We start from the raw sequence: 22088 nt of genomic DNA on the forward strand, positions 1-22088 counted from the left end.
GGGCCAAAAGCCGGCCACGGGCCGGGAAGACCCTCAGCTCATCCAGTTGCCGCCATCGACGTTGTAGGTCTGGGAGACGACGTAGTCGGCCTCGGCGCTGGCGAGGAACACGGCCATGCCGGCCAGATCCTGCGCCGTGCCCATGCGCCCATAGGGCACGGCCTCGCCGACCAGACGCTTCTTCTCGCCGAGCGGACGGTTCTCATATCTGGCGAACAGGGAATCGACGTGATCCCAGTGCTCTCCATCGACCACGCCGGGCGCGATGGCGTTGACGTTGATGCCGTGCCTGATCAGGTCGAGACCCGCCGACTGGGTGAGGGAGATGACCGCCGCCTTGGTGGCGCAGTACACCGCCACCAGCGGCTCGCCGCGCCGCCCCGCCTGACTTGCCATGTTGATGATCTTGCCGCCCTTGGCCCGCACGATCATCGAGCGCGCCGCCGCCTGAAGCATGAACAGGGTTCCGGCGACGTTGACGGAAAAAAGTTTCTGGTAACTCGCCCGGCTGATCTCCACGATGGGCGCGAGGTCGAACAGCGCGGCATTGTTGACGAGAATGTCGATGCCGCCGGTCTTCCGCTCGACCGCCCCGATCGCGGCGTCGATTGAATCCTGGTCGGTCACGTCGAGATGGATCGCGTAAGCGGCAGGACCAAGCTCCGCCGCGGTGGTTTCGGCAGCCTGATGGTCGATGTCGGCGATGGCGACCGTCGCCCCTTCACGGATATAGGCTTCGGCGAAAGCCCGGCCGATGCCGCGGGCGGAACCTGTGATGAGCGCCGACTTGCCTTGCAGACGCATTCAGATCGCCTTTCCGTTCTGGTCGAAGCGATGCACCTTCGAGGAGATGGGGCTCAGATAGATGGTGTCGCCATGCCGGACGGCGAACTCGCCGTCCGCCCGCACGGTGAGCGGGCCGACGCCTTCGGCCTGGACGTGCAGGAAGGTGTCGGAGCCAAGATGCTCGGCCACGCCGACAGTTGCCTTCCATGCCCCTTCGCTGGTCGATAGCGTCAAATGCTCGGGCCTGATGCCGATGGTGTGGACGCCATGCTTGCCGGCGGCCTCCCCCTCGACCAGGTTCATTCGCGGGGAGCCGATGAAGCCGGCGACGAACAGGTTCTGCGGGCTCCTGTAAAGCTCCATGGGCGAACCGACCTGCTCGACCCTGCCGGCGTTCAGCACAACGATCTTGTCGGCCATGGTCATGGCCTCGATCTGGTCGTGGGTGACGTAGATCATGGTGGTCTTGAGCTGATGGTGCAGTTCGCTGATTTCGAGCCGCATCGTGCCGCGCAGCGCCGCATCGAGGTTGGACAGCGGTTCGTCGAACAGGAAGGCCGTGGGCTGGCGCACGATGGCGCGGCCGATGGCGACGCGCTGGCGCTGGCCGCCGGACAGTTGCCCCGGCCGCCGGTCGAGATAGTCGGTGAGGTTGAGCACGCGCGCCGCTTCCCTGACCTTGAGGTCGATGGTTTCCCGGTTTTCACCGGCCATCTTCAGCGGGAAGGCGATGTTCTTTGCCACCGTCATGTGCGGATAGAGCGCGTAGGACTGGAACACCATCGCCAGCTTGCGCCTGGCCGGCGCCTCGCTGGTGACGTCGCGTCCGTCGATGCTGATCGTGCCGCCGCTGACGTCCTCCAGCCCGGCGATCAGGCGCAGCAGCGTGGATTTCCCGCAGCCGGACGGGCCGACGAAGACGACGAACTCCCCGTCCTCTATGGTGAGGTCGATGTTGGGGATGATGGTCGCCGCTCCGAACGACTTGCTGACCTGTCTAAGCGTAATATTGCCCATGAAACGACTCCGAGCAGTGCTGGACTATTTGACGGCGCCGAAGGTCAGCCCCCGCACCAGTTGCTTCTGGCTGAACCAGCCCAGCACCAGGATCGGCGCGATGGCCAGCGTGGAGGCGGCCGACAGCTTGGCCCAGAACAGGCCCTGAGGGCTTGAGAACGAGACGATGAAAGCCGTCAGCGGCGCCGCATTCGTGGTGGTGAGCCGGATCGTCCAGAACGCCTCGTTCCAGGCGAGGATGATGTTGAGGAGCAGCGTCGAGGCGATGCCGGGCACGGCCATCGGCGTCAGCACGTAGACGATCTCGCCCCACAGCGTCGCACCGTCCATGCGCGCGGCCTCGAGGATCTCGCCGGGGATCTCGCGGAAATAGGTGTAGAGCATCCACACCACGATCGGCAGGTTGATGAGCATCAGCATCACCGTGAGCCCGATGCGGCTGTCGAGCAGGCCCCAGTCGCGAAAGATCAGATACATGGGAACGAGAACGGCCACCGCCGGCATCATCTTGGTGGACAGCATCCACATCAGGATGTCCCTGGTGCGCCTTGTCGGCGAAAAGGCCATCGACCAGGCCGCCGGTATGGCCACGAGCAAGGCAAGGATGGTCGAGCCGACGGCGATGATCACCGAGTTCATGAACGGCTTGAAATAATTGTATTGCGACTGGACCTCGCGATAGCTTTCCAGCGTGCCCGAGGGCACAAGGTTGAACCCGGCAATCGCTTCCGTTTCGGATTTGAAGCTGGTGACGATGGTGTAGAGGATCGGGAAGAAGATCAGCAGGGCGACCACCCATGCCGCGATCGTCCAGCCGAGTTTCGTGCCGGTGGGAACGGTACGGGCCATTTCTGTCCTCCCTATTTGTCCAGGTTCCTGCCCACCGCGCGCATCAGGAAGAGGGCGACGATGTTGGCGAGAACCACGGCGATGATGCCGCCGGCGGAGGCCCCGCCGACGTCGTAGCCGAGCAGCGCGGTGCGATAGATCAGGAACGGCAGGTTGGTCGAGGCGTAGCCCGGACCGCCATTGGTGGTGACCAGGATTTCCGCGTAGATGCCGAGCAGGAAGATGGTCTGGATCAGGATCACAACCGTGATCGCGCGCGCCATGTGCGGCAGCGTGAGGTGGATGAACCGGCTGAGCGCCCCGGCGCCGTCCATCTCGGCCGCCTCCTTCTGCTCGCCGTCGAGCGACTGCAAGGACGTAAGCAGGATCAGCGTGGCGAAGGGCAGCCATTGCCAGGCGACGATCAGGATGATCGAAAACAGCGGATATTGCGCGAACCAGTCGATCGGCCGCAGTCCGACGAAGCGGGCGATGTCGGCAAACACGCCATATCCGGGGTGCATGAGCATGTTCTTCCACACCAGTGCGGCCACCGGCGGCATGACGAAGAACGGCGATATGACCAGGATGCGCACGATGCCCTGTCCGAAGATCGGCTGGTCGAGCAGCAGCGCTAGCGCTATGCCGCCGATCACCGTGATCAGCAGCACGCCCAGCACGATGACCAGCGTGTTCCAGATCGACTGGAAGAAGGCCGGGTCGGTATAGAAGAAGCGATAGTTGAACAGGCCGCCGAAGCTGACATTCGCCGGGTTCAGAAGGTTGTAGTTCTGGAACGAGAACCACAGCGTCATGGCCAGCGGCACGACCATCCAGACCAGCAGCAGGATGACCGATGGCACCATCATGAAGCGGGCAAGCGTGCGGGTCTGTCGGGTGGCCATGGGATCACCGCTGCGTCGAACAGTTTCGATACGGTCGAAGGCGGCCGCCCGGACTGGGAACCGGGCGGCCAGGGCGCTGGGAGGCGGCCCTATTTGATATAGCCGGCGCGGGTCATTTCCCGCACGGCCGCGGCCTGGGCGGCGGCCAGCGCATCGTCCACGCCCGACTGGCCGGCCAGGGCGGCCGAGAAGAGCTGGCCGACGGTCGTGCCCAATCCTTGGAACTCCGGAATGGCGACGAACTGGACACCGACATAGGGCACCGGCTTGACGGTCGGATGCGTGGGATCGGCCGAGTTGATCGAATCCAGCGTCATCCTGGCAAAAGGCGCGGCCTGCTGGTACTCGGGATTTTCGTAGAGCGAGGTGCGTGTGCCGGGCGGAACGTTGGCCCAGCCTTCCTTCGATGCCACCAGTTCGAGATACGCCTTGCTGGTGGCCCAGGCGACGAACTTCCGGGCGGCTTCCGCCTTCTGCGTGCCTGCGGGAATGGCCAGCGACCAGGCCCAGAGCCAGTTGCCGCGCTTGCCCAGCCCGTTGTCGGGCGCGAGCGCATAGCCGACCTTGTCGGCGACGGTGGAGTCGGTCGGGTTCGACACGAAGGAAGCCGCCACGGTGGCGTCGATCCACATGCCGCACTTGCCCTGCTGGAACAGCGCCAGGTTCTCGTTGAAGCCGTTGGAGGAGGCGCCTTGCGGCCCGGCATCCTTCATCAGGTCGATGTAGAACTGCAAGGTGTTCTTCCATTCGGGCTGGTCGAACTGCGGCTGCCAGTTCTCGTCGAACCAGCGCGCGCCGAAGGAGTTCGCCATGGCGGTCAGGAAGGCGATGTTCTCACCCCAGCCCGCCTTGCCGCGCAGGCAGATGCCGTTGATGTCGCTGGCGCGGTCGGTCATCTTCCGCGCCGCGTCGGCGATGAACTCCCAGGTCGGCGCTTCGGGCATGGTGAGCCCCGCCTTGTCCATGAGGTCCTTGCGATACATCACGAACGAGCTTTCGCCGTAGAATGGCGCGGCATAGAGCTTGCCGTCCAGCGACAGGCCCCCCGCGATTGCCGGGATGATGTCGCCCGCATCGTAGGTGTCGCCGAGATTGTCGAGCGGCAGGAGCCAGTCCTGCTTCGCCCAGATCGGCACCTCATATGTGCCGATGGTCATCACATCATACTGCCCGCCCCTGGTGGCGATGTCGGTGGTCACGCGCTCCCGCAGGACGTTCTCCTCCAGCGTGACCCACTGGAGCTGGATGTCCGGGTTCTTGGCGGTGAAGTCGTCCGTCAGCTTCTGCATGCGGACCATGTCGCCATTGTTGACCGTGGCGATGGTGATGGATTCGGCATGCGCGCCAAAGGCGATGGCGCTGGCCGAACACAATCCGAGAATGATCGTGTGAAGTCTCATCAAAAAAATCCTCCCAAGCCAAGATGAGCATTTGCCTTGGCATTGGGCAATTATTCATTTAAAGTGATTTATGTCAAGCCGGATTCACCCCGTGCACCGGAACACGACGCAAACGGCGGTCTCGCTGGCGCAGGCACGCCAGCGCCCGGATCATCACGGGTCGGGAAGGTGGTCTATTTCGCCAGAATGGCGGCGGCGGTCCGTTCGTCGGTTATCAGGCCATTGATCAGGCGCCGGTTCATCGCCGCCACTATGCCGGGCAGCTTGCGCTCTCCCATGGCCAATGCGACCACCAGCGAGCTTTCCCGTGAGGGGATCGGGGCCGACGAGACACGCTCGTTGGTGATGCCCTCGATCAGCCGCCCCTCGTGGTCGAAGGCCCAGCCGACGATTTCGGCCACGCCTCCCGCCTTTTGCAGCGCTTTCAGCTCCGCCTTCGTAATGAAGCCATCCTCATAGAGCGGCGCGTTGGGGCCAAGGTCGCCGATGCCCACGAATGTAACGTCCGCCCTTGCCGCCAGCTCAAGCGTCGGCTGGATCATCGGCTGGCTAAGCAGCATTTCCCGCTCCTGCGGCGATGACGCAATGACGGGCAGCGGCATGGGGAAGGAACGCGCCTTGACGCGGTCCGACATGGTGAAGATCACGTTGTAGAACGCGGCCGAGCCGTCCGGCGAGATGTTGCCGGTCAGGGACACGACCTTGTGACGGGGGCAGTCCATGGACGGCAGTTGCTCAATGGCGGCCTTCAGCGTGCGCCCCGTGCCGATCGCCATGACGATCGGTTCCGCCGAGCGCAGGCGCCGCTCGATCTCCGCCGCTGCCGCCTCGGCGATGCCGATGGTGGTCGATGGCGAGGCGGGATCGCTCGGTGCGACTTCCACCAGATCCAGCGCAAAGCGGGTTCTGAGCCGTTCGGCCAGTTCGAGGCAGTTGGCGATCGGATGATCCACGCGCACCTTGATGAGCCGTTCCGAAACGGCCAGGGACACCAGGCGCTGCGCGGTCTGGCGCGAAATGCCGAGCTTGGCGGCGATCTGGTCCTGCGTGTTGCCGGCCACGTAATAGAGCCAGCCGGCGCGCGCGGCATCATCCAGCCTGCCGCCACCGCTTTCAGGGCGGTTGTACATTATGTTCCTGATCCTCGCTCGGGCACGATGCGTTCCCTGTTACGCGCCTTACTATGCAATCTTTGAAGCAATTGTCCATTGGGCAAGCATTTGCCCGGCCAGCAGAGAGGCTGAGCTCCGGCTCAGGCGGCGAAGGCGCGCCTCCTGCGTTGAAACCGTCTTCCGCTTTCGGGAGACAGGCTTCAGTCGGGCCATTCCAGGGCGGAGCGGCTGCTTTTTCGCGGGTTCGCCAGCGCATAGTCCGGCCTGGGATCGGCGTCGAGGACGCGCTTCAGGACTCCGGCCACAATCTGCGCTTCTCCTTCGTGCAGGTTGCAGGGATCGAGGTAGAAATGGCCACGCTCGACCTCATGGTTGCGCACGATGACCGGCGGTTCGGCTTGCGACAGCGCCCTGGCGAGCCCGGCCGCCGTATAGCCGCTTTCCGGCGACACGACGACCAGCAGCCGGTCCAGCGGATTGTCCGTCGGGTCCGGGACGCGTTCCGCCCTGATGCCGGGAGCGTCCGCAAGCGCCGTTTGCCACAGGTCCAGCGCGGCGCGCTCCCGCTTTCTGATGCCCTCGTGATCGCGCTTTTCCCATGCCTCAAGCGCGGCGATCACGCCCGCGATGCTTTCCTTGCCGACCTTCATGCCCCGTCCGATGCCGCGGTTTTGCAGGAACGCCGCCCGGACAAGGGTCTTGCGGCCGGCCACGATGCCGGTCGTCGGCCCACCGAGGAACTTGTGTCCGCTGTAGATGACGATATCGGCGCCCTGCTCCAGGAACCGCCGCAGATCATATTCCGATGCGGCATCGACAATGACCGGAACGCCGGCGGCATGGCAGATTGCGGCAAATTCGGGAAGCGAAAGCATGCCGTACTGAACCGTGTGGTGCGACACGACATAGAGGCCCGCCGCCGTTCTTTCATTGATCGCCTCGGCGACATGGTAGTCGTTGACGACGCTGACCGTGCCGGCGGGAACGACCTTGCCGCCGCAAAGCCGGATCGCCTGATCGATATTGCCACCGAAGCTGACCATGTGGCCAATCTGCACGATCACCTCGTCCTTGAGGCCGGCCGTCACATCCGGCAGGCGCTCGATCGCCAGCAGATTGTCGCCGGTCATGGCGCCGGCGATCGCGAGCGTGATGCCACTGGCGCAGGAGGCCGTGATGAAGCCCGCCTCGGCGCCGGTCAGGCGGGCGACAACAGCGCTCGCCGTGCGATGCAGATCGTCCATCTCAACGAACTGAGGCGCGATCTCGGCCATGGCGCGCACGGCTTCCGGCACCATGATCGACGCGCCGAGCGCCGTCATGGTGCCCGACACGTTGATGATTGGACGCAGGCCCAGACGTTCGCGGATCGTTTGATTGTGTCCGGCTGCGAACACGTCGTCCAAGCTATTCATGGCTGTTTCCTTCCGGGAAAATCTCGACGATGGCCTCGACCTCGACGGTGATGTTGTTGGGCAGTGACGCGACGCCGATCGACGAGCGCGCATGCACGCCGCCTTCCCCGAAGATTTCGACCAGCAGATCGGAGCAGCCGTTGATGACGCGCGGATGCTCCGTAAAATCGTCTGTGGCGTTGACGAATCCCAGCAGCTTCACGAACCGCTTCACGCGGGCGAGATTGCCCAGATGAGCCGACAGCACCGAAAGGATATTCAGCCCCGTCAGCCGCGCATGCTCGTAGGCCGTCTCGGTGCTGACGTCGCGGCCGACCTTTCCCTTGCACAGCGCGCCGTCGCGGTCGAGCGGCCCCTGTCCGGACACATAGAGGATGTTGCCGACCTGCAGGACGTTACGGAAGGTGCCGATGGGAACCGGCACCGGCAGAAGTTCGAGGTGATGCGCTGGAAACCGGTCGTTTGAAGGCATGGTGGCTCGATCCATCGCTACAGATGGCTGGTTCTGAAACGTGACAGGAAGGCGTCCAGCCGCTCGTTCGACCCGGCCTGCGCCATCAATTCCCCCGGCGGACCCTCGGCCGACACCCTGCCATCATCCATGAAGACGATGCGATCGCTGGCGTCACGGGCGAAGGCGATCTCATGGGTCACCATCAGCATGGTCATGCCGTCCTCCGCCAGTTGTCGCACGACATCGAGCACCTCGGTGACCAGCTCCGGGTCGAGGGCGGAGGTGATTTCGTCAAGCAGGAGGATCTTGGGCTCCATGGCGACGGCCCGGGCGATCCCGACCCGCTGCTGCTGGCCGCCCGACAATTCCGCCGGCAGGCTGTCGATGCGGTGGCCTAGGCCGACCCGCTTCAGCCAGTGCTCGGCAATCTCGCGCGCTTCCTGCTTCGGCTTCCTGCGAACCTTCACCAGCCCCAGCATCACGTTCTGCACCGCCGTCAGGTGCGGGAACAGGTTGAAGCTCTGGAACACCATGCCGGTTTCCGCGCGCATGCGGGCCAGATCGGTTTCGCCGCGCCGCTGACGGTTGTCGCCGTCGCGATAGCCGACCTCCTGGCCATCGATCCGTATCGAGCCGCGCTCATAGATTTCGAGGAAGTTCACGCACCGCAGCAAGGTGGTCTTGCCGCTGCCGGACGGGCCGATCACCGACACGACCTCGCCCTTGTGCACGGCCATGTCGATACCCTTGAGGACCTCGACCTTCCCGAATGACTTGCGCAGGCTCTCGATGCCAAGAAGCGGCCGCCGGTTTTCACCCATGATTCAATCCCGAATATATGCGTAGCGCCGTTCCACGAACCGGCTGGTCAACGACAGGGAATAGTTGATAGCGAAGTAGATGAACGCGCCCAGCAGGTAGAGAGGCATCGCCTCATAGGTGCGCCCGATGACTTCGTTGATCGATTGCATGAGATCGACGACGCCAAGCAGCGAGATCAGCGCGCTGCCCTTCACTGCATCCGTCACTCCGTTGATCCATGGCGGCAGGAAGCGGCGCACAGCCTGCGGGAAGATGACGGATTGCAGACGCTGGACGAAGGTGAGCCCGATCGCCTTGCCGGCCTCCATCTGACCCCTGGGAATCGAGGAAATCGCGCCCCTGACATATTCGATGACCTGCGCAGCCTTGAACAGCGTCAGCGCCACGACACCAGCCCAGAAGGAATTGATGGAAATGCCCAGCGGCGGAAAGCCGTAGTAGACCACGAAGATCAGCACCAGGATCGGAATGCCGCGAATGCAGTCGCTGAACAGCCGCACGATCCATTGCAGGGGGCGCGGACCATAGACCAGCGCAACACCCAGCACCAGACCGGCCGCCAGCGAAAAGACCACCACAAGCGCCGAAACCCACAGGGTTATCGAAAAACCCTTCATCAGGAACGGAAGCGCGTAGAGCATCGCATCCATGGTTCAGCGCTCCGCCCTGAACCGGCGCTCCAGACCGCGCAGGCCAAACAGGATGCTGTATCCGGTGATCAGATACATGATCGTCGTGACGATGTAGACTTCAACGATCCGGAACGTGTTGAAGTTGATCCATTGCGCGCCATAGGTCAGTTCCGGCACGGAAATCACGGACGCCACGGACGTATCCTTGAACAGGGAGATGAAGGTGTTGGAGAGCGCCGGCAAGGTTATGCGAGCCATGGTCGGCAGCCGCACGTGAAGCAGGCGTTGCAGCGGTGTCAGGCCGATGGCCTTGCCGGCGTCGATCTGCCCGCGCGGCACCGCCTCCAGACCGGAGCGAAACACCTCCACGAGGTAGGCTCCCGCATAGAGCGACAACGTGCCGACGAAGGACACGGTCGCGCTGTAGGCGAAATCGACAACCGTCGGGATGCCGTAGAAGACGATATAGACAAGCAGGATGAGGGGAACGTTGCGGATGAATTCGACATAGGCCGATATGATCGCGCGCACCAGCTTGCCGGCCGAAACATACCAGATGGCCAGCACCAGCCCGATGATGGCCCCGATCAGGATCGACAGGACAGCCAGTTCGAGGCTCAGCACGAGCCCCTGCCACAGCTTGTCGAAATGCCGCCAGATCAGATTGAAATTCAGATGGTAGTTCATTCAGGCTTCTCCCGATCCGCCCCGGCGGGATCGTGCCCGGTCTCTTGCAGCCGGGCACACCACGATCGGACGATCGCGATCAGATGGTGGGAAAGCCCGGCTGGCGCACCGGCGGCTCCAGACCGAAGAAGTCCTTGAAGCCCTGGTCATAGAGCTGGTTCTGGTGGCCGAACATCGCGATGGAGAACGCGGTGTTGACGAATTGCAGCCAGTCCAGATCGCCCTGGCGGACGCCCCCGCCATAGAGCATGCTGTTCCACTGTTTGCCGGCGTCGAAATAGCGGTCCGGGTTCTTCGCCACCAGCCACCTGACGTTGGACAGGTCGACGGCGGAAGCGTCGGCGCGGTTGGAATCGAGTGCCTGGAAGACGTTGGCCTGCGTATCGATCTGCATCACCTGCGCCTCCGGCAGCACTGCATGGACGGTGGTCTCGGCGTCGACGTTCTGCAGGATCGCGACCCGCGCGCCGGAGCTCTTCGCCTTCAGTTCGTCATAGGTCTTGGCCGCCGAATCCGGCTTGGTCAGCAACGCCACGCCCTCCACATAGTAGGGGCGGGTGAAGTTGATGAGTTGCGCGCGAACGCCCGAAATCGTCATGAACTGCAAGGTGATGTCCACCTTGCCGGTGACGATGTTGGGAATGCGCTGCTGTGCGTCCTGCTTGACGAATTCGACCTTGGCAGGGTCGTCGAACAGGGCCTGAGCTATGATGCGTCCCATGGTTATGTCCATGCCGACAAGCTCGCCGGCGTCGTTCTCGAAATGCCAGGGCGCGTTGGTGCTTCCAGTGCCCACGATCAGGTGCCCCCTGTCGAGCACGGTGCGCAAGAGGCTGTCGCTTGCGGCCTGCGCCGCAGCCGCCTTCGGATCCAGCGCCATCGAAGCGGCGGCTCCGATCGCCACAGCACCCATTCCGAGCTTGAGAAAATCACGGCGTTCATTGCCTGATGTCATTTGATGCCTCCACATTTCCGGTATCCCTCAATATCCGATCTTTGCTTGCATAGTCTTATATTTTGGACTATGTTCTTATATTGAAGACGATACAGCAACCTCCCCGGATTGGCAAGCGTCGCGCGGGAAAAGGACCGGTCGAGGCATGGATGGAACTGCGAGCCGCGCTTTGAAAACACGCATTGCGCGACGCCCGCGCGAGCGCGGCGTCGACCGCGTCCTGAAGCTGTTTTCCTGCCTTCAGGCCAAAGGGGGGCCGGTGCGCCTCGCAGAGCTGCCGCATATGCTGGATGCGCCGAAATCGACGATCTACGATCTTGTGAACATCCTGGCCGAGGCGGGATTGCTCGAAATCCGGGGCAAGGACAGCCAGATCTATTTCGGCAAGATGATGCACCTTTACGGCACGAGCTATCTGCAGGCCAACGAGATCATGGCGCGCGGACGCGAGATGGTGGACGTGCTTGCCCGCGAAACCGGCGAAACGAGCGAATTCTGCATTCGCCATCGCGGCAAGCAGGTCATCATCCACGCCCGCCCCGGCTCGCGGCCGCTGCGCATAAGCTCGGAGATCGGCTCACGGATTCCCTTGCCCTGGACGGCGTCCGGCCGGCTGATGCTGTCGCACATGTCGCTGGCGGAAATCGACTCCATACTGGGGCCGGAGGACCGCGCGATGCCGGATGGCTCACCCGTCGATATCGGGAAATTCGCCGCCGAATGCCAGGCGTCGCGAAACATGCCGCTGGTGAAAACCGTGGGCATGATAAACAATTTCACGCAATGTCTGGCGGCCCCTGTCACCAATGCATACGGGCTGGTGGAGGCCACCATATGCTTCGTGCTGCCGATCGACGTTCCGGCGGAAAAGAAGCGCGCGCTCGAGGCGCGGCTGGTCAAGGCTTCGGGAGAGCTCTCCCTGATGAACACGGAGTCTGGCCAAGCAGGCTGACGTGCGGCGCGGTCCTTCCGAACCGCCCGGCATCCGTGCTTTCATGCCTGCGGTGAAATCGTCTGTCGGTTCAGGGGACCTGCTCCGGCGCAAGCGTGTGCGGCGGGACGAGTGCGCCGGGATGGCGGATGCAGATTCCGGCCACGCGATGTGCCATCCTCACCGCCGCTTCCGGCGGGTCGCCCATGGCGCGGCGCGCCAGATAGGCGCCATTGAAGCTGTCGCCGGCCCCGGTCGCATCGACCACCTCCCCGACCCGTGGCGGCAGGCTCTCGAATTGGCCGCCGTGATGAAGCACAAGGGTCGCCTCAGCGCCATTCTTCACGACCACCTCCCGCGCCCCGTAAGCGCAATAGCGCCGCGCCGTCGCAAGCAGGTCCTTATCCCCGAACAACGGCAGTTCGTCGCCGAAGGTCGGCAGCACCACATCCGATACCGCAGCGGCGGCGGCGAGCGACGCCTTCAACCCGTCGCCGCCGGACCATAGCGCCGGCCGGATGTTCGGATCGAAAGCCACCCTGGCACCGGCAGCGCGCGCCGCCGCAACTTCGGCAATAAGGGCGGCGCGCCTGTCTGCCTGGAGGATGGCGAGGGTGATGCCGGAAAAATAGACGATATCAGCACCCAGTACCGCCCTCCTCAGCGCATCGGTATCGTCGGCCAGCAGTCTTGCGGCGGACATGTCCCGCCAGTAGGTAAAATGCCGGTCGCCATCCTGCTGATGGATCATATAGAGGCCCGGCCGCCGGTCCGGCACGGTGCGAATGAGGCCCGTTTCGATGCCGCTTGCGGTTATGAAGTCCCGGATTCTCCGAGAATAGCGGTCGGTTCCCAGCGCGGTGAAATAGGACACCGTCCAGTCGCCATCGAGCAGGGCGCGGGCGTACCATGCCGTATTCAAGGTGTCGCCGGCCACGGCCATGCGCCAGCTTTCACCGTCCGCGCCGACACGCGAGGAAAGCTCCACCATCGCCTCGCCGATTGCAACAAAGCCGCGCATGATCCTCCCGCGATGCTGTGGCATTCAAAATGCCGGGATGGCCACAATAGCCACTCCCCGGCCGCGCCGTAAGGGGTCTTTCCGGGAAGATGGTCGAGCAATTCTGTTTCCGCACGGTTGCCAGGGCAGATCGTCAACCTTGGCCGAACCCGCGCAATGAAGGCGACGATCCGGTCGAGGCCGACCTGCCGCGACAGGTCGCTCATCACGTAGGGGCGCCCCTCGCGCACCCTTTCGGTAGCGGCGTGCATCATCTCGAGGTCTGCTCCGATATAGGAGACGAGGGCGGTCTTGTTGACGACCGGCAAGTCCGTGTCCGTCGTGAAGGATTTTGGGACCATTGGCAGGCTGAGCCAGAGCGATTCCAGCAAAGGTGCGAAGCGGTTTTGCGTTCGGGATTGCGTAAAAATAAGAAGTCAGAGCCTTTCTGCGATTCGAGGAAAAGCGGAAATGCTCTAACGGAGGCTCTGGCCTGTCAGGGTTTTCGCATGAAGCGGACGCTTCTCGATGAAGCAAGCGGCGCTGTGCGATGGTTTCGCGTTTGATCCTTTTCCTTTCCGGCCTGATGATGTCGCCGCGTCCGAAGGAGAGATCGGTGGATGTGAGGTTGCCGCGGCTCTTGTGGTAACGGCGATGGTTGCAGTGGTCGACGAAGGCCGCGATCTGCCGCTCGGGATCGCCCGGCAGGAAGTAGTTTTCGAGCAGGCTCCGGTGCCTGGGCGGCTGGTGCCAGCGCTCGATCTTGCGCCGGGTCCGGGGATGACAGGGCGCTCCACGGGTGTGCTCCATGCCTCCGCCGGATACCGGGCGGCGAGGTCGGACGAGGCGCAGGACGGCCCCTTGCCGGAGAGCAGCCGTGGCCTGTGCACGACCCCGGCGCTGTCGCAGCCGCAAGCCTGCGACAGCGCCATGGTCGGCGTGCCGGCAACATCGCCGGCTTGTCCAGCGCCAGTTCGGCGACGACCTCCTTGCGCAGCACTTTCACCTCGTCGCCGATGGCCGCACGCGCTGTATCGCCTGCCAGCCGCTTCTTGCCGGCCTCCGGGAATTCCTTCGACCCGCTGCAATAATGGCTCTCGGCGATCCCCTCGCACCGGCACAGCGCCGCAATCGACTCCTCGCAGCGCAGGCCCTCCGGCACGATGCGGATCTTCTCCTCGGCAAAATACTGCTTGCGGGTCGCACGGCAGATGTCCTTGATGACGTGATCTGCCGGCGCTTTCCCGGTTCCGGATTTCCGTCTCATCTTCGTTCCTTTGAAAGGCTACGATGAACCGGAAATCCCCCGGTCCCGGCCAAGCCGATTCGCTCCCATCAGTGCCGAAGCCCGACAGTCTTGGCCATCGCAAAGCCGCGGCCGAGCAGGAGACCTTTGACCGGCATTGCGTCGCGCGACCTGGGCAAGAACAAGCTCAGGCTTCTCATCGATATTCGTCAAAATTGTATTCTCCAGGTAACCAGTAATTCTCCTTGCCCCGAGCTTTCCGAGCAATGGATCACCCGGTTGCGGAGGCGAGGCCGGATGCCTTCCTTCTTATGTGGAGCGATGGGCAACTTGTCCCTTCCTTTGCTGGGGAGGGAAGATCAGCGCGCCATCCTATATCTTGCGACAGCTTCACATTTCTTCACATTGGCCTGCAATGGCCGCAACAGTCCGTTCCTAGTCTTGCTTCATCGCGGCAATCGGGTCGCATGGACAAGGAGCTTCACGATGGAACAGGACAAGCAGCAAACTGGCAGCGCCAATGCCCCGAACAACGGCAAGCGCAGCACCGGGTGGATCGTCGCCGGCGGCGTTGCCGTGCTGGCGCTGGCCGGCATCGGCGCGGCCGGCGCTATGGGTGGCGCTGACAGTATGGGACGCCACATGGTGCAGATCGGCATGAAGCATGGCGGTCCCTTCGCCGGACGCGGCCTTGGCAGCGCGCTCGATGCGGTGGACGCCACCGCCGAGCAGGAAGACCGCATCTGGGCGATCATCGACGGCGCCCGTGCCGAGTTGAGGCCGGTGATGCGCGAATTCCGCGATACGCGTTCGGCCGTGATGGATCTGATCGCTGCCCCGACCATCGACCGTGCCGCCGCCGAGAAACTGAGGGCCGGGCGTATCGCGGCAATCGACGAGGCATCGAAGAAGATGACCGCAGCAGCACTTGAAGCGGCCGAGGTTCTGACACCGGAGCAGCGTGCCAGACTGGTCGAAAATATGAAGGAGCGCAAAGGCTTCGGCCGATGGTAGGATCGCCAGCCTGACACCAGGGGAGCACACGGGGCATGGCGGAACAAATCCTGATCGTCGACGACGACACGCGGCTTTCCGCCATGCTGTGCGACTACCTTTCCGACAATGGCTTTGCAGCGCGAACGGCTGCATCCGCCCTTGCGGGTCTGGACGAGATCAGGCGCAAGGCACCCGATGCGGTGATCCTCGATGTGATGCTGCCCGACCTCGACGGCTTTGAAACCTGCCGGCGCATCCGTGCGGGATCGGATGTTCCGATCCTGATGCTGACCGCCAAGGGGGAGGAGACGGACCGCATCGTGGGGCTGGAGCTGGGGGCAGACGATTATCTGCCGAAGCCCTTCAACCCCCGCGAACTGCTGGCACGCCTGCGCGCCATCCTGCGCCGGCGTGGGAGCGGCGGCAATGCCGACCGCGTCATGCGTTTCGGCCGGCTGGAGATCGATCCGGCCTCGCGCGTGGCCAGGGTGGACGGCCGTGACTGCGCGATGACCGGCCACCAGTTCGACCTGCTTGTGGCGCTCGCGGAGAACGCCGGGCGCACGCTGTCGCGGGAACGGTTGATGGACAGGCTGAAAGGCGAGGGTTTCGAGGCATTCGATCGCTCCGTCGATGTCCATGTGTCGCGCATACGCGCGGCGATAGAGGACGATCCCAGACATCCGAAACGCATCATCACCGTGCGCGGGGCTGGCTATGTGTTCGCCCGCCGGCAGGACGAGGAAAGATAGGCGCACATGCGCAACAGCCTGTTCCTGAAGATCTATCTCACGCTGCTTGCAACTCTGGTCGTGGTGGCGCTGGCCAGCGCCGTCTTCGTGCGGCTTTCCCATGTCGAGGAGGATCGTGGCTGGCGCGCGCGGCGGGATGCATTCCTCGCGGCCATGTTGCCCGCCGATGCCGACATGCAGGAGACGCGGATCGTACTGGCGCGGCTTCACGAAGCCTTCGACGCCGACATCGCCATCTTCAGCGCCGACGGAGACCCGCTCGCGAGCGTGGGCGCCTCCCTTCCCTTCGCCTCATCCGACGACAGGGGCGACTTCGGGCGTGGCGAACATCGCCGCCTTTTATCGGCGCGGTTGCCGGACGGGCGCGTCGTCGTCGCCCGGCCGGGCGGCGATTTCTACTTCGGGCCGCCGCGCGCAAACCCGCTCGTCTGGCTGGCGCTGATCGCGGGCGTCACCGGCCTGGTCGCCTGGCCGGTTGTGCGGCACCTGACCGGAAGGCTGGAAAGGCTGCGTCGCGGCGTCGAGCTGTGGGGCGGCGGTGACCTTACCTTGCGCGTTCCGGTCGAGGGCAGGGACGAGGTGGCGGCGGTCGCGGCGAGCTTCAACCGCGCTGCGGCACGGATCGAGGGCCTGGTTGCATCTCACCGGTCGCTGCTTGCCAACGCCAGCCATGAATTGCGCTCGCCGCTGGCGCGCCTGCGCATGGCAAGCGAGTTGTACGAGGTGGCGCCGAGTGAGGCACGCCGCCGCGAAATCCTGCGCAACCTGTCGGAACTGGATGATCTGGTGGAGGAGATATTGCTGGCGAGCCGCCTCGATCACGCCGATACGATAGGGCCTGGTGACAATATCGACCTTCTGGCGCTGGTGGCGGAGGAAGGCGCACGTTATGGCGTCGAGGTAACGGGCGAAACCGCTACGGTAAAGGGCGATGCGCGGCTGCTTGCCCGTCTCGTGCGCAACCTCATGCAGAACGCGCTGCGCCACGGTGCGCCGCCGGTTTGCGCCGGGGTTCATCGCCATGGCGGCATGGTCGAGCTTGCCGTGCGCGACCACGGACCGGGCATAGCGGATGCGGAGCGCGAGCGGGTGTTCGAGCCGTTCTACCGTCCCTCGGGCCGCAGCGAGCAGACCGGCGGCTGGGGGCTGGGCCTGGCGCTGGTGCGGCAGATCGCGCAACATCACGGCGCGATGGTGCGACAGGAGACACCCGCCGATGGCGGAGCCCGCTTCATCGTCACGTTCAAGACAGGGCGCGACTAGAGCATTTCCGCTTTTCCTCGAATTGCAGAAGCACTCTAACCCTTTGTTTTTACGCAATTCCGAACGCAAGAGCGCTTCGTGCTTTTGCTGGAATTGCTTTAAGGTGCAGATGCCTTCTCCTGGCTAAATTGCCGATCGGCCGGCAGCGACACGACGTGCGCGGGTTTTTGGATTAACCAAGGAAAGCATCCCGGCAATGTTGGCGGGCGGTGCCCTGCAAGTCGTTCCACGCCACAAACATGGTCGCCAGCGTTTCGGGTGACAGCTTCAGCGTGTAGCGGTAGGTGGATTTGTCGTAGATGCCTTCCGCTTCAAGTGTAAGGCGTAGCCCGCCGTTTTCCGGATCGATCTCGGCTGGTGACAAGGACGATCTTCTGATCAGCTTTCGTTTGCCGGGTCTCCTGGCGGGTTCGACGTATATTTCCATGACTTTGCCCCCGTAAGGCTTGAAAGGGCCGGTGCGCCCTCATGAAGGGCGGGAGGAGAGCACCGGCCACGGCCTCCTCGAAGCCGCACAGACACCATAACCGGCAATATCCTCCGGCAATGTGAAAGCGATCACACATGATCGCTTTCAGTTGCAGGCAATCCGCCGAGGATCGTCAGGGGCGATGTTGCGATCAGTCCCGGCTTTCGAAATCGGCCAGAACTTCGTCAACCTGCTGCAGGCGGCAATAGCCGGCGAAGGCGCGCAGGGCTCCTTCATGCCGCTCCTGCGAATAGGAGGCGCAGGCATCGGTGGCGCAGACCATGTAGTAGCCCCGGTCGGCGCCGTCGCGGATGGCCATGTCCACGCATTGATCGGTGAGGAAGCCGGCCACGACGACGTTCTCGGCGCCGAGATTACGCAGCACATAGTCGATATTGGTCGAATTGAAGACGCCGGAAGAGGTCTTGGGCAGGATGATGTCGTCCTGCGCCGGAGCCACCTCGTCGATCACGCTGGCCAGCGGCGAGCCGCGGGGGATGTGGATATTGGAAAGCTTGTGGTCCAGCGAGCGATCGCGGCCGTCGCGGGTCAGCGACTCGATCACCGTGTAGACGATCTCCGCACCGTGACGGCGCGCGCCGTCGATGAGCCTGCGCATGTTGGGCAATGCACGCGTGCGGACCTGCTCGTGGAATTCGGGATGCTGCGCCCGCACCTCCTGCGAGATCTCCGCGTTCTGCGCATCCACGATAAGCACCACGGTGCGCCGGCCGTCCAGCTTGCGGTCTCTTCCGCTATAGGAAGCCAGCGTGCTGCCCTGCGTCATCCTTTTCCCTTTCCTGCAATGAAAGCGGGGCCATTCAGGCCCCGCCGGCTATGAGCGTGTCTTTCGCGAAGCGAAGGACTACTGCTGTTCGGGCTTCCAGATTTCCTCGACCTTGTACTCGCCCTGCTTGACGCTGATGATCGAAACCGGCTTCGGCGGCACCATTGTGGCACGGGTATAGCTGATCTCGCCGGTAACGCCCTTGAAGCCGCGGGTTTCCTTGAGCGCCTTCTGAATATCGGCAGGCTCGGCGGAATTGGCGCGCCTGATGGCGTCGGCCACCAGCATCAGCGCGTCATAGCCGAGCGGGGCGAAGGCGTTCTCGGGATCGCGGCCATATTCGGCCTTGTAGTCCTCGATGAACTTCCTGACCTCGGGCCGGTCGTCGGCGCGATAGGTATGGGTCGAGAAATAGACGTCGTTTGCAAGCTCCGGTCCCGGCACCGTCGTCACCAGCTCGGTGTCGAAGCCGTCGCCGGAAATGATCGGCATGGTGATGCCCTGCTCGCGGATCTGCTTGACCGATATGCCGGCCTCGGAGGGAATGGCGGAGACGAAAACCGCGTCGGGCTTCGGATCGATCGAGGCCAGGCGCGCGATCTGCGCCGAGAAATCGGTGTCGCCCATCATGAAGGAATCGGTGCCCACCACCTCACCACCCTTTTCGGTGAAGCGTTCGGTGAAAAAGGCGCTGAGGGCCTTGGTGAAATCCATGGAGTTGTCGGTCCACACCACCACCTTGCGGGCGCCCAGCTTGTCATAGGCGTAGTCGGCGATGGCATAGGACTGGTCGTCGTCGCCGAATGGCGCCATGAACATGTAGTCGCCGACCCATTCGGGAAGCTTGGGATGGGTGGCGCCGGATGTCACGAAAGGCACACCCTTTTCCTGGAATAGCGGAGCCCCGGCCATCACGAAGGTGGTGTCGGATTGGCCGATGCCTGCCACCACGCCTTCCGACAGCACGCGCTGCGCGGCCTTGGCGGTCTCCTGCTGGTCCGTCTTGCCGTCGGGCGCGATCAGCTCCACCTGCTTGCCGAGGAGTCCGCCATCGGCATTGACCTGCTTGACCGCAAGCTGGGCACCATAGAGCGAGGGCCCGTCCAGCGAGGACATGCCGCCCGTGACGTTGTAGAGCGCGCCGATCCTGATCGTCTCCTGAGCCAGCGCACTGCCCACCATTGCCGCCAGCGCGACGGACGCGATGAGAAACTTTTTCATTGCCGTCTTCCCCTTGCTGCTTTTCGTTGAACCCACAAACCGACATGCAGGGCCTGTGTCTTTCGTCTAGATCAACAGAGGCGTCGGGAAGAGTCAATCGAATCGTACATTTTTCTTTCTCTCTGACGATTTGTCTGGTTTGATACAAATATGGGTGAGGACGTATGATACATTCCGACACTGCCGATCTGGTGAAACGCCTGCGCGACGAACTGCCCTCGCTCGGCGCACGCGAGGCCCGCGCGGCACGGCATCTGATGGACAACTATCCGATGGCCGGCCTGCGCACCGTGGCCGAGTTCGCCCACGAAAGCGGGGTTTCGACGGCGACGGTGCTGCGCCTGATCAAGCGTCTGGGCTTTTCCGTCTATGCCGATTTCCAGGCAGCGCTCCACCAGCACATCGAGCAGACCCTGCAATCGCCGCTGCTGCGCTTCGAAACCCAGCCTGGGCCGCCGGAAAGCGAACAGGGCGGTTTTCTCGATCGCTTCGTGCTCACCATGGAAGAACACCTCAAGACGCTGCGCCAGACCAACACCCTTTCGGAGTTCGACGAGGTGGCGGCACTGCTGGCCAATGAGCGGCGCGACATCCATCTGGTCGGCGGGCGCTACTCGTTCAATCTCATACGCTATTTCGCGGATCTCCTGACAGCCTTGCGCGGTCGCGTGACGGTCATCGACGGTCAGACGCAGACCTGGCCGCAGAACCTGCTCGACATGGGCAAGTCGAGCGTGCTCGTCGCCATAGACGTACGCCGCTACCAGCAGGATGTGATCGAGTTCACCGCGGCCGCGGCACGGCGTGGGGCCACGGTGGTGCTGCTGACGGATAACTGGCAGTCGCCCGCCGCCCGCTCGGCCCGCCATGTGCTGCGCTTTCCGGTGTCGTCGCCGTCGATCTTCGACGTGCTGACCATCGGCCTGGCGCTTGCGGAGGCGCTGGTGGGCGCGGTGGCGCTGAGGCGCGGCGACGCGGGCCGCAAACGTATGGAGACGCTGGAGGCGCTGCGCAAACCGTTCGCGCCTCGTGAATCGGAATTCAACCGCTCACCGCAAAAAAGCGATGAGTCGACCGGAGCAGGCTGAATGAAGCGCGAAGAAATCGTCATGCTGTGCACCAGCGATCTTGGCGGTCAGGTGCGGGGAAAAGGGTTTCCCGCACGCGACTACGAGACGCGGCTGCGCAAGGGCATCGGCTGGACACCCACCAACAGCATGATCACAGCCCATGGCCCGATCGCGCCCAGCCCATGGGGCCCCTTCGGCGACACGGTGCTGGTCCCCGATCCCGACACCCATGTCCGGGTGGATTTCGGCCCGGATCATGCCGCCGAAAACTTCATCATGGGCGACATCTGCCTGCTCGACGGCACGCCCTGGCCGGTATGTCCGCGCTCCTTCCTCAAGCGCGTGGTGGCGGCGCTGGAGGAACGGCACGGCCTGTGCGTGCGCGCCGCCTTCGAGCACGAATTCATCTATGACGGTGTCGACGAGCGGCCCAATGCCAGCTATGCGCTCGACGCCTTCCGCCGGCAGGACCTGTTCGCCGAAACCTATCTCGGCGCGTTGCAGCAGGCGGGTCTGGAACTCGATACCTTCATGCCCGAATACGGCCCGATGCAATACGAGGTCACGGTCGGCCCTGCGGTTGGCTTGAAGGCAGCGGACCAGGCGGTCGCGGTGCGCGAGACCGCACGCGCCGTGGCCACCCGACTTGGCGGGCGGGTCAGCTTCACTCCGATCCTGCGGCCCGACGCCGTGGGCAACGGGGTGCATGTCCATTTCAGCCTGTTCGAGGCCGGGACCGGCCAACCCGTGAACCACGATCCGGATCACAAGGACGGATTGTCGGACACAGCCGGGGCGTTCATTTCCGGCATATTGGCCAAGATGCCCTCGATCACCGCGCTGACCGCCGCCTCGACCATTTCCTATCTGAGGCTGACGCCCAATCGCTGGAGCGCCGCTTACAACAATCTCGGCTATCGCGACCGCGAGGCCGGCGTTCGCATCTGTCCGGTCTTCGCCGGCAATGGCGCCGACATTTCACGTCAGTACCATTTCGAATTCCGCGCCGCCGACGCGGCCGCAAGCCCTTATCTGGTGCTGGGCGCCATCCTTGCCTCCGGGCTTCATGGGCTCGATCGCGGATTGCCGATCGCCCAGGTATGCGAAGGCGCGCCGCAAAGCCTGCCCGCGCGGGACCTCGAACGGCTCGGCATCACCCGCCTGCCGCAATCGCTCGACGCGGCACTCGATCTGTTCGAGGCGGACGCCGACATGGACGGAATGATCGGCGCGGAACTCAAGCAGGCTTACCTCGCCCACAAGCGCTTCGAGGCCAGCCTGATGCGCGACCTGTCCGACGAGGACCAGTGCAGCCGCTACCGCGCTGCCTATTGAAGGCC

The 22088-nt window shown here is 63.6% G+C and carries 22 protein-coding genes and 1 pseudogene; 6 read left to right on the plus strand and 17 right to left on the minus strand.

Annotation, left to right across the window (positions count from 1 at the left end):
* Positions 1 to 33: 33 nt before the first annotated feature.
* From DES43_RS07195 to DES43_RS07250, 12 genes are all read right to left on the minus strand, one after another.
* Complete coding sequence (locus tag DES43_RS07195) at positions 34 to 804, minus strand: L-iditol 2-dehydrogenase (protein ID WP_035026976.1); 771 nt, start codon at positions 802 to 804, stop codon at positions 34 to 36.
* Positions 805 to 1803, minus strand: a complete 999-nt coding sequence (locus tag DES43_RS07200; protein WP_035026974.1) for an ABC transporter ATP-binding protein — start codon at positions 1801 to 1803, stop codon at positions 805 to 807.
* A gap of 24 nt (positions 1804 to 1827) precedes the next feature.
* A complete protein-coding gene (locus DES43_RS07205; protein WP_035026973.1) occupies positions 1828 to 2652 on the minus strand; it encodes a carbohydrate ABC transporter permease in 825 nt (274 codons plus the stop codon).
* A gap of 11 nt (positions 2653 to 2663) precedes the next feature.
* Positions 2664 to 3536 carry a carbohydrate ABC transporter permease gene (locus tag DES43_RS07210; protein WP_035026971.1) on the minus strand — a complete coding sequence of 291 codons (873 nt, stop codon included), beginning with the start codon at positions 3534 to 3536 and terminating at the stop codon, positions 2664 to 2666.
* Positions 3537 to 3625: 89 nt separating this feature from the next.
* Positions 3626 to 4936 (minus strand): ABC transporter substrate-binding protein, encoded by a 1311-nt coding sequence (locus DES43_RS07215; protein ID WP_035026969.1) that lies wholly within the window; start codon positions 4934 to 4936, stop codon positions 3626 to 3628.
* Between the two features lie 173 nt (positions 4937 to 5109).
* Positions 5110 to 6066, minus strand: a complete 957-nt coding sequence (locus tag DES43_RS07220) for a sugar-binding transcriptional regulator (RefSeq protein WP_035026967.1) — start codon at positions 6064 to 6066, stop codon at positions 5110 to 5112.
* A 182-nt stretch (positions 6067 to 6248) separates the two neighbouring features.
* Positions 6249 to 7463: an aminotransferase class V-fold PLP-dependent enzyme gene (locus DES43_RS07225; RefSeq protein WP_035026965.1), complete on the minus strand. Its 1215-nt coding sequence runs from the start codon at positions 7461 to 7463 to the stop codon at positions 6249 to 6251.
* Positions 7456 to 7935 (minus strand): RidA family protein, encoded by a 480-nt coding sequence (locus tag DES43_RS07230; RefSeq protein ID WP_035027085.1) that lies wholly within the window; start codon positions 7933 to 7935, stop codon positions 7456 to 7458. Before DES43_RS07230 ends, DES43_RS07225 begins: the two co-directional genes overlap by 8 nt.
* A gap of 17 nt (positions 7936 to 7952) precedes the next feature.
* A complete protein-coding gene (locus DES43_RS07235; protein ID WP_035026963.1) occupies positions 7953 to 8738 on the minus strand; it encodes an amino acid ABC transporter ATP-binding protein in 786 nt (261 codons plus the stop codon).
* Between the two features lie 3 nt (positions 8739 to 8741).
* Positions 8742 to 9389, minus strand: coding sequence for an amino acid ABC transporter permease (locus tag DES43_RS07240; RefSeq protein ID WP_051520576.1), 648 nt, complete (start codon positions 9387 to 9389; stop codon positions 8742 to 8744).
* A gap of 3 nt (positions 9390 to 9392) precedes the next feature.
* A complete protein-coding gene (locus tag DES43_RS07245; protein ID WP_035026962.1) occupies positions 9393 to 10058 on the minus strand; it encodes an amino acid ABC transporter permease in 666 nt (221 codons plus the stop codon).
* A gap of 79 nt (positions 10059 to 10137) precedes the next feature.
* Positions 10138 to 10971, minus strand: coding sequence for a transporter substrate-binding domain-containing protein (locus tag DES43_RS07250; RefSeq protein WP_245264713.1), 834 nt, complete (start codon positions 10969 to 10971; stop codon positions 10138 to 10140).
* A gap of 187 nt (positions 10972 to 11158) precedes the next feature.
* Here DES43_RS07250 and DES43_RS07255 point away from each other — a divergent pair, with 187 nt between their 5' ends.
* Positions 11159 to 11965, plus strand: coding sequence for an IclR family transcriptional regulator (locus DES43_RS07255; protein WP_051520575.1), 807 nt, complete (start codon positions 11159 to 11161; stop codon positions 11963 to 11965).
* A gap of 70 nt (positions 11966 to 12035) precedes the next feature.
* Here the strand turns inward: DES43_RS07255 and DES43_RS07260 are convergent, their stop codons facing one another.
* Both DES43_RS07260 and DES43_RS07265 read right to left on the minus strand, forming a co-directional pair.
* Positions 12036 to 12965, minus strand: coding sequence for a sugar kinase (locus DES43_RS07260; protein WP_035026958.1), 930 nt, complete (start codon positions 12963 to 12965; stop codon positions 12036 to 12038).
* A gap of 501 nt (positions 12966 to 13466) precedes the next feature.
* Positions 13467 to 14211 (minus strand): annotated as a pseudogene (locus DES43_RS07265) (hypothetical protein); the annotation flags it as partial.
* A 465-nt stretch (positions 14212 to 14676) separates the two neighbouring features.
* Here DES43_RS07265 and DES43_RS07270 point away from each other — a divergent pair.
* The 3 genes from DES43_RS07270 to DES43_RS07280 are packed head-to-tail and all read left to right on the plus strand — an operon-like array spanning position 14677 to position 17201.
* A complete protein-coding gene (locus tag DES43_RS07270; protein ID WP_035026954.1) occupies positions 14677 to 15204 on the plus strand; it encodes a Spy/CpxP family protein refolding chaperone in 528 nt (175 codons plus the stop codon).
* A gap of 35 nt (positions 15205 to 15239) precedes the next feature.
* The gene (locus tag DES43_RS07275) at positions 15240 to 15938 is read left to right on the plus strand and encodes a response regulator (protein WP_035026952.1); all 699 of its coding nucleotides are present in this window, start codon (positions 15240 to 15242) and stop codon (positions 15936 to 15938) included.
* Between the two features lie 6 nt (positions 15939 to 15944).
* Positions 15945 to 17201 carry a sensor histidine kinase gene (locus DES43_RS07280; protein WP_035026950.1) on the plus strand — a complete coding sequence of 419 codons (1257 nt, stop codon included), beginning with the start codon at positions 15945 to 15947 and terminating at the stop codon, positions 17199 to 17201.
* A 172-nt stretch (positions 17202 to 17373) separates the two neighbouring features.
* Here the strand turns inward: DES43_RS07280 and DES43_RS07285 are convergent, their stop codons facing one another.
* The 3 genes from DES43_RS07285 to DES43_RS07295 form a co-directional block, all read right to left on the minus strand.
* Positions 17374 to 17565: a hypothetical protein gene (locus DES43_RS07285; RefSeq protein ID WP_035026948.1), complete on the minus strand. Its 192-nt coding sequence runs from the start codon at positions 17563 to 17565 to the stop codon at positions 17374 to 17376.
* 256 nt (positions 17566 to 17821) lie between these two features.
* Complete coding sequence (locus DES43_RS07290) at positions 17822 to 18457, minus strand: cysteine hydrolase family protein (RefSeq protein WP_035026947.1); 636 nt, start codon at positions 18455 to 18457, stop codon at positions 17822 to 17824.
* A 78-nt stretch (positions 18458 to 18535) separates the two neighbouring features.
* Positions 18536 to 19678, minus strand: coding sequence for an ABC transporter substrate-binding protein (locus DES43_RS07295; RefSeq protein ID WP_035026945.1), 1143 nt, complete (start codon positions 19676 to 19678; stop codon positions 18536 to 18538).
* A gap of 164 nt (positions 19679 to 19842) precedes the next feature.
* Between DES43_RS07295 and DES43_RS07300 the strand changes: the two genes are divergently transcribed.
* Together DES43_RS07300 and DES43_RS07305 are read left to right on the plus strand one after the other, a co-directional pair.
* Positions 19843 to 20766 carry a MurR/RpiR family transcriptional regulator gene (locus DES43_RS07300; protein WP_051520574.1) on the plus strand — a complete coding sequence of 308 codons (924 nt, stop codon included), beginning with the start codon at positions 19843 to 19845 and terminating at the stop codon, positions 20764 to 20766.
* Entirely contained in the window at positions 20767 to 22083 is a 1317-nt protein-coding gene (locus DES43_RS07305) for a type I glutamate--ammonia ligase (RefSeq protein ID WP_035026943.1), read from the plus strand.
* Positions 22084 to 22088: the final 5 nt, after the last annotated feature.

Origin of the sequence: Aquamicrobium defluvii, assembly GCF_004363725.1 — a bacterium.
Classification (GTDB): Bacteria; Pseudomonadota; Alphaproteobacteria; order Rhizobiales; family Rhizobiaceae; genus Mesorhizobium; species Mesorhizobium defluvii.

What these genes read in the sequence shown, in the direction of transcription:
- DES43_RS07200 (WP_035026974.1), bottom strand. Translation starts at nt 1,803, where the DNA reads ATGGGCAATATTACGCTTAGACAGGTCAGCAAGTCGTTCGGAGCGGCG.
- DES43_RS07255 (WP_051520575.1), top strand. Translation starts at nt 11,159, where the DNA reads ATGGATGGAACTGCGAGCCGCGCTTTGAAAACACGCATTGCGCGACGC.
- DES43_RS07280 (WP_035026950.1), top strand. Translation starts at nt 15,945, where the DNA reads ATGCGCAACAGCCTGTTCCTGAAGATCTATCTCACGCTGCTTGCAACT.
- DES43_RS07305 (WP_035026943.1), top strand. Translation starts at nt 20,767, where the DNA reads ATGAAGCGCGAAGAAATCGTCATGCTGTGCACCAGCGATCTTGGCGGT.
- DES43_RS07300 (WP_051520574.1), top strand. Translation starts at nt 19,843, where the DNA reads ATGATACATTCCGACACTGCCGATCTGGTGAAACGCCTGCGCGACGAA.
- DES43_RS07295 (WP_035026945.1), bottom strand. Translation starts at nt 19,678, where the DNA reads ATGAAAAAGTTTCTCATCGCGTCCGTCGCGCTGGCGGCAATGGTGGGC.
- DES43_RS07215 (WP_035026969.1), bottom strand. Translation starts at nt 4,936, where the DNA reads ATGAGACTTCACACGATCATTCTCGGATTGTGTTCGGCCAGCGCCATC.
- DES43_RS07270 (WP_035026954.1), top strand. Translation starts at nt 14,677, where the DNA reads ATGGAACAGGACAAGCAGCAAACTGGCAGCGCCAATGCCCCGAACAAC.
- DES43_RS07275 (WP_035026952.1), top strand. Translation starts at nt 15,240, where the DNA reads ATGGCGGAACAAATCCTGATCGTCGACGACGACACGCGGCTTTCCGCC.
- DES43_RS07250 (WP_245264713.1), bottom strand. Translation starts at nt 10,971, where the DNA reads ATGGGTGCTGTGGCGATCGGAGCCGCCGCTTCGATGGCGCTGGATCCG.
- DES43_RS07260 (WP_035026958.1), bottom strand. Translation starts at nt 12,965, where the DNA reads ATGCGCGGCTTTGTTGCAATCGGCGAGGCGATGGTGGAGCTTTCCTCG.
- DES43_RS07235 (WP_035026963.1), bottom strand. Translation starts at nt 8,738, where the DNA reads ATGGGTGAAAACCGGCGGCCGCTTCTTGGCATCGAGAGCCTGCGCAAG.
- DES43_RS07220 (WP_035026967.1), bottom strand. Translation starts at nt 6,066, where the DNA reads ATGTACAACCGCCCTGAAAGCGGTGGCGGCAGGCTGGATGATGCCGCG.
- DES43_RS07210 (WP_035026971.1), bottom strand. Translation starts at nt 3,536, where the DNA reads ATGGCCACCCGACAGACCCGCACGCTTGCCCGCTTCATGATGGTGCCA.
- DES43_RS07240 (WP_051520576.1), bottom strand. Translation starts at nt 9,389, where the DNA reads ATGGATGCGATGCTCTACGCGCTTCCGTTCCTGATGAAGGGTTTTTCG.
- DES43_RS07205 (WP_035026973.1), bottom strand. Translation starts at nt 2,652, where the DNA reads ATGGCCCGTACCGTTCCCACCGGCACGAAACTCGGCTGGACGATCGCG.
- DES43_RS07230 (WP_035027085.1), bottom strand. Translation starts at nt 7,935, where the DNA reads ATGCCTTCAAACGACCGGTTTCCAGCGCATCACCTCGAACTTCTGCCG.
- DES43_RS07195 (WP_035026976.1), bottom strand. Translation starts at nt 804, where the DNA reads ATGCGTCTGCAAGGCAAGTCGGCGCTCATCACAGGTTCCGCCCGCGGC.
- DES43_RS07245 (WP_035026962.1), bottom strand. Translation starts at nt 10,058, where the DNA reads ATGAACTACCATCTGAATTTCAATCTGATCTGGCGGCATTTCGACAAG.
- DES43_RS07225 (WP_035026965.1), bottom strand. Translation starts at nt 7,463, where the DNA reads ATGAATAGCTTGGACGACGTGTTCGCAGCCGGACACAATCAAACGATC.
- DES43_RS07290 (WP_035026947.1), bottom strand. Translation starts at nt 18,457, where the DNA reads ATGACGCAGGGCAGCACGCTGGCTTCCTATAGCGGAAGAGACCGCAAG.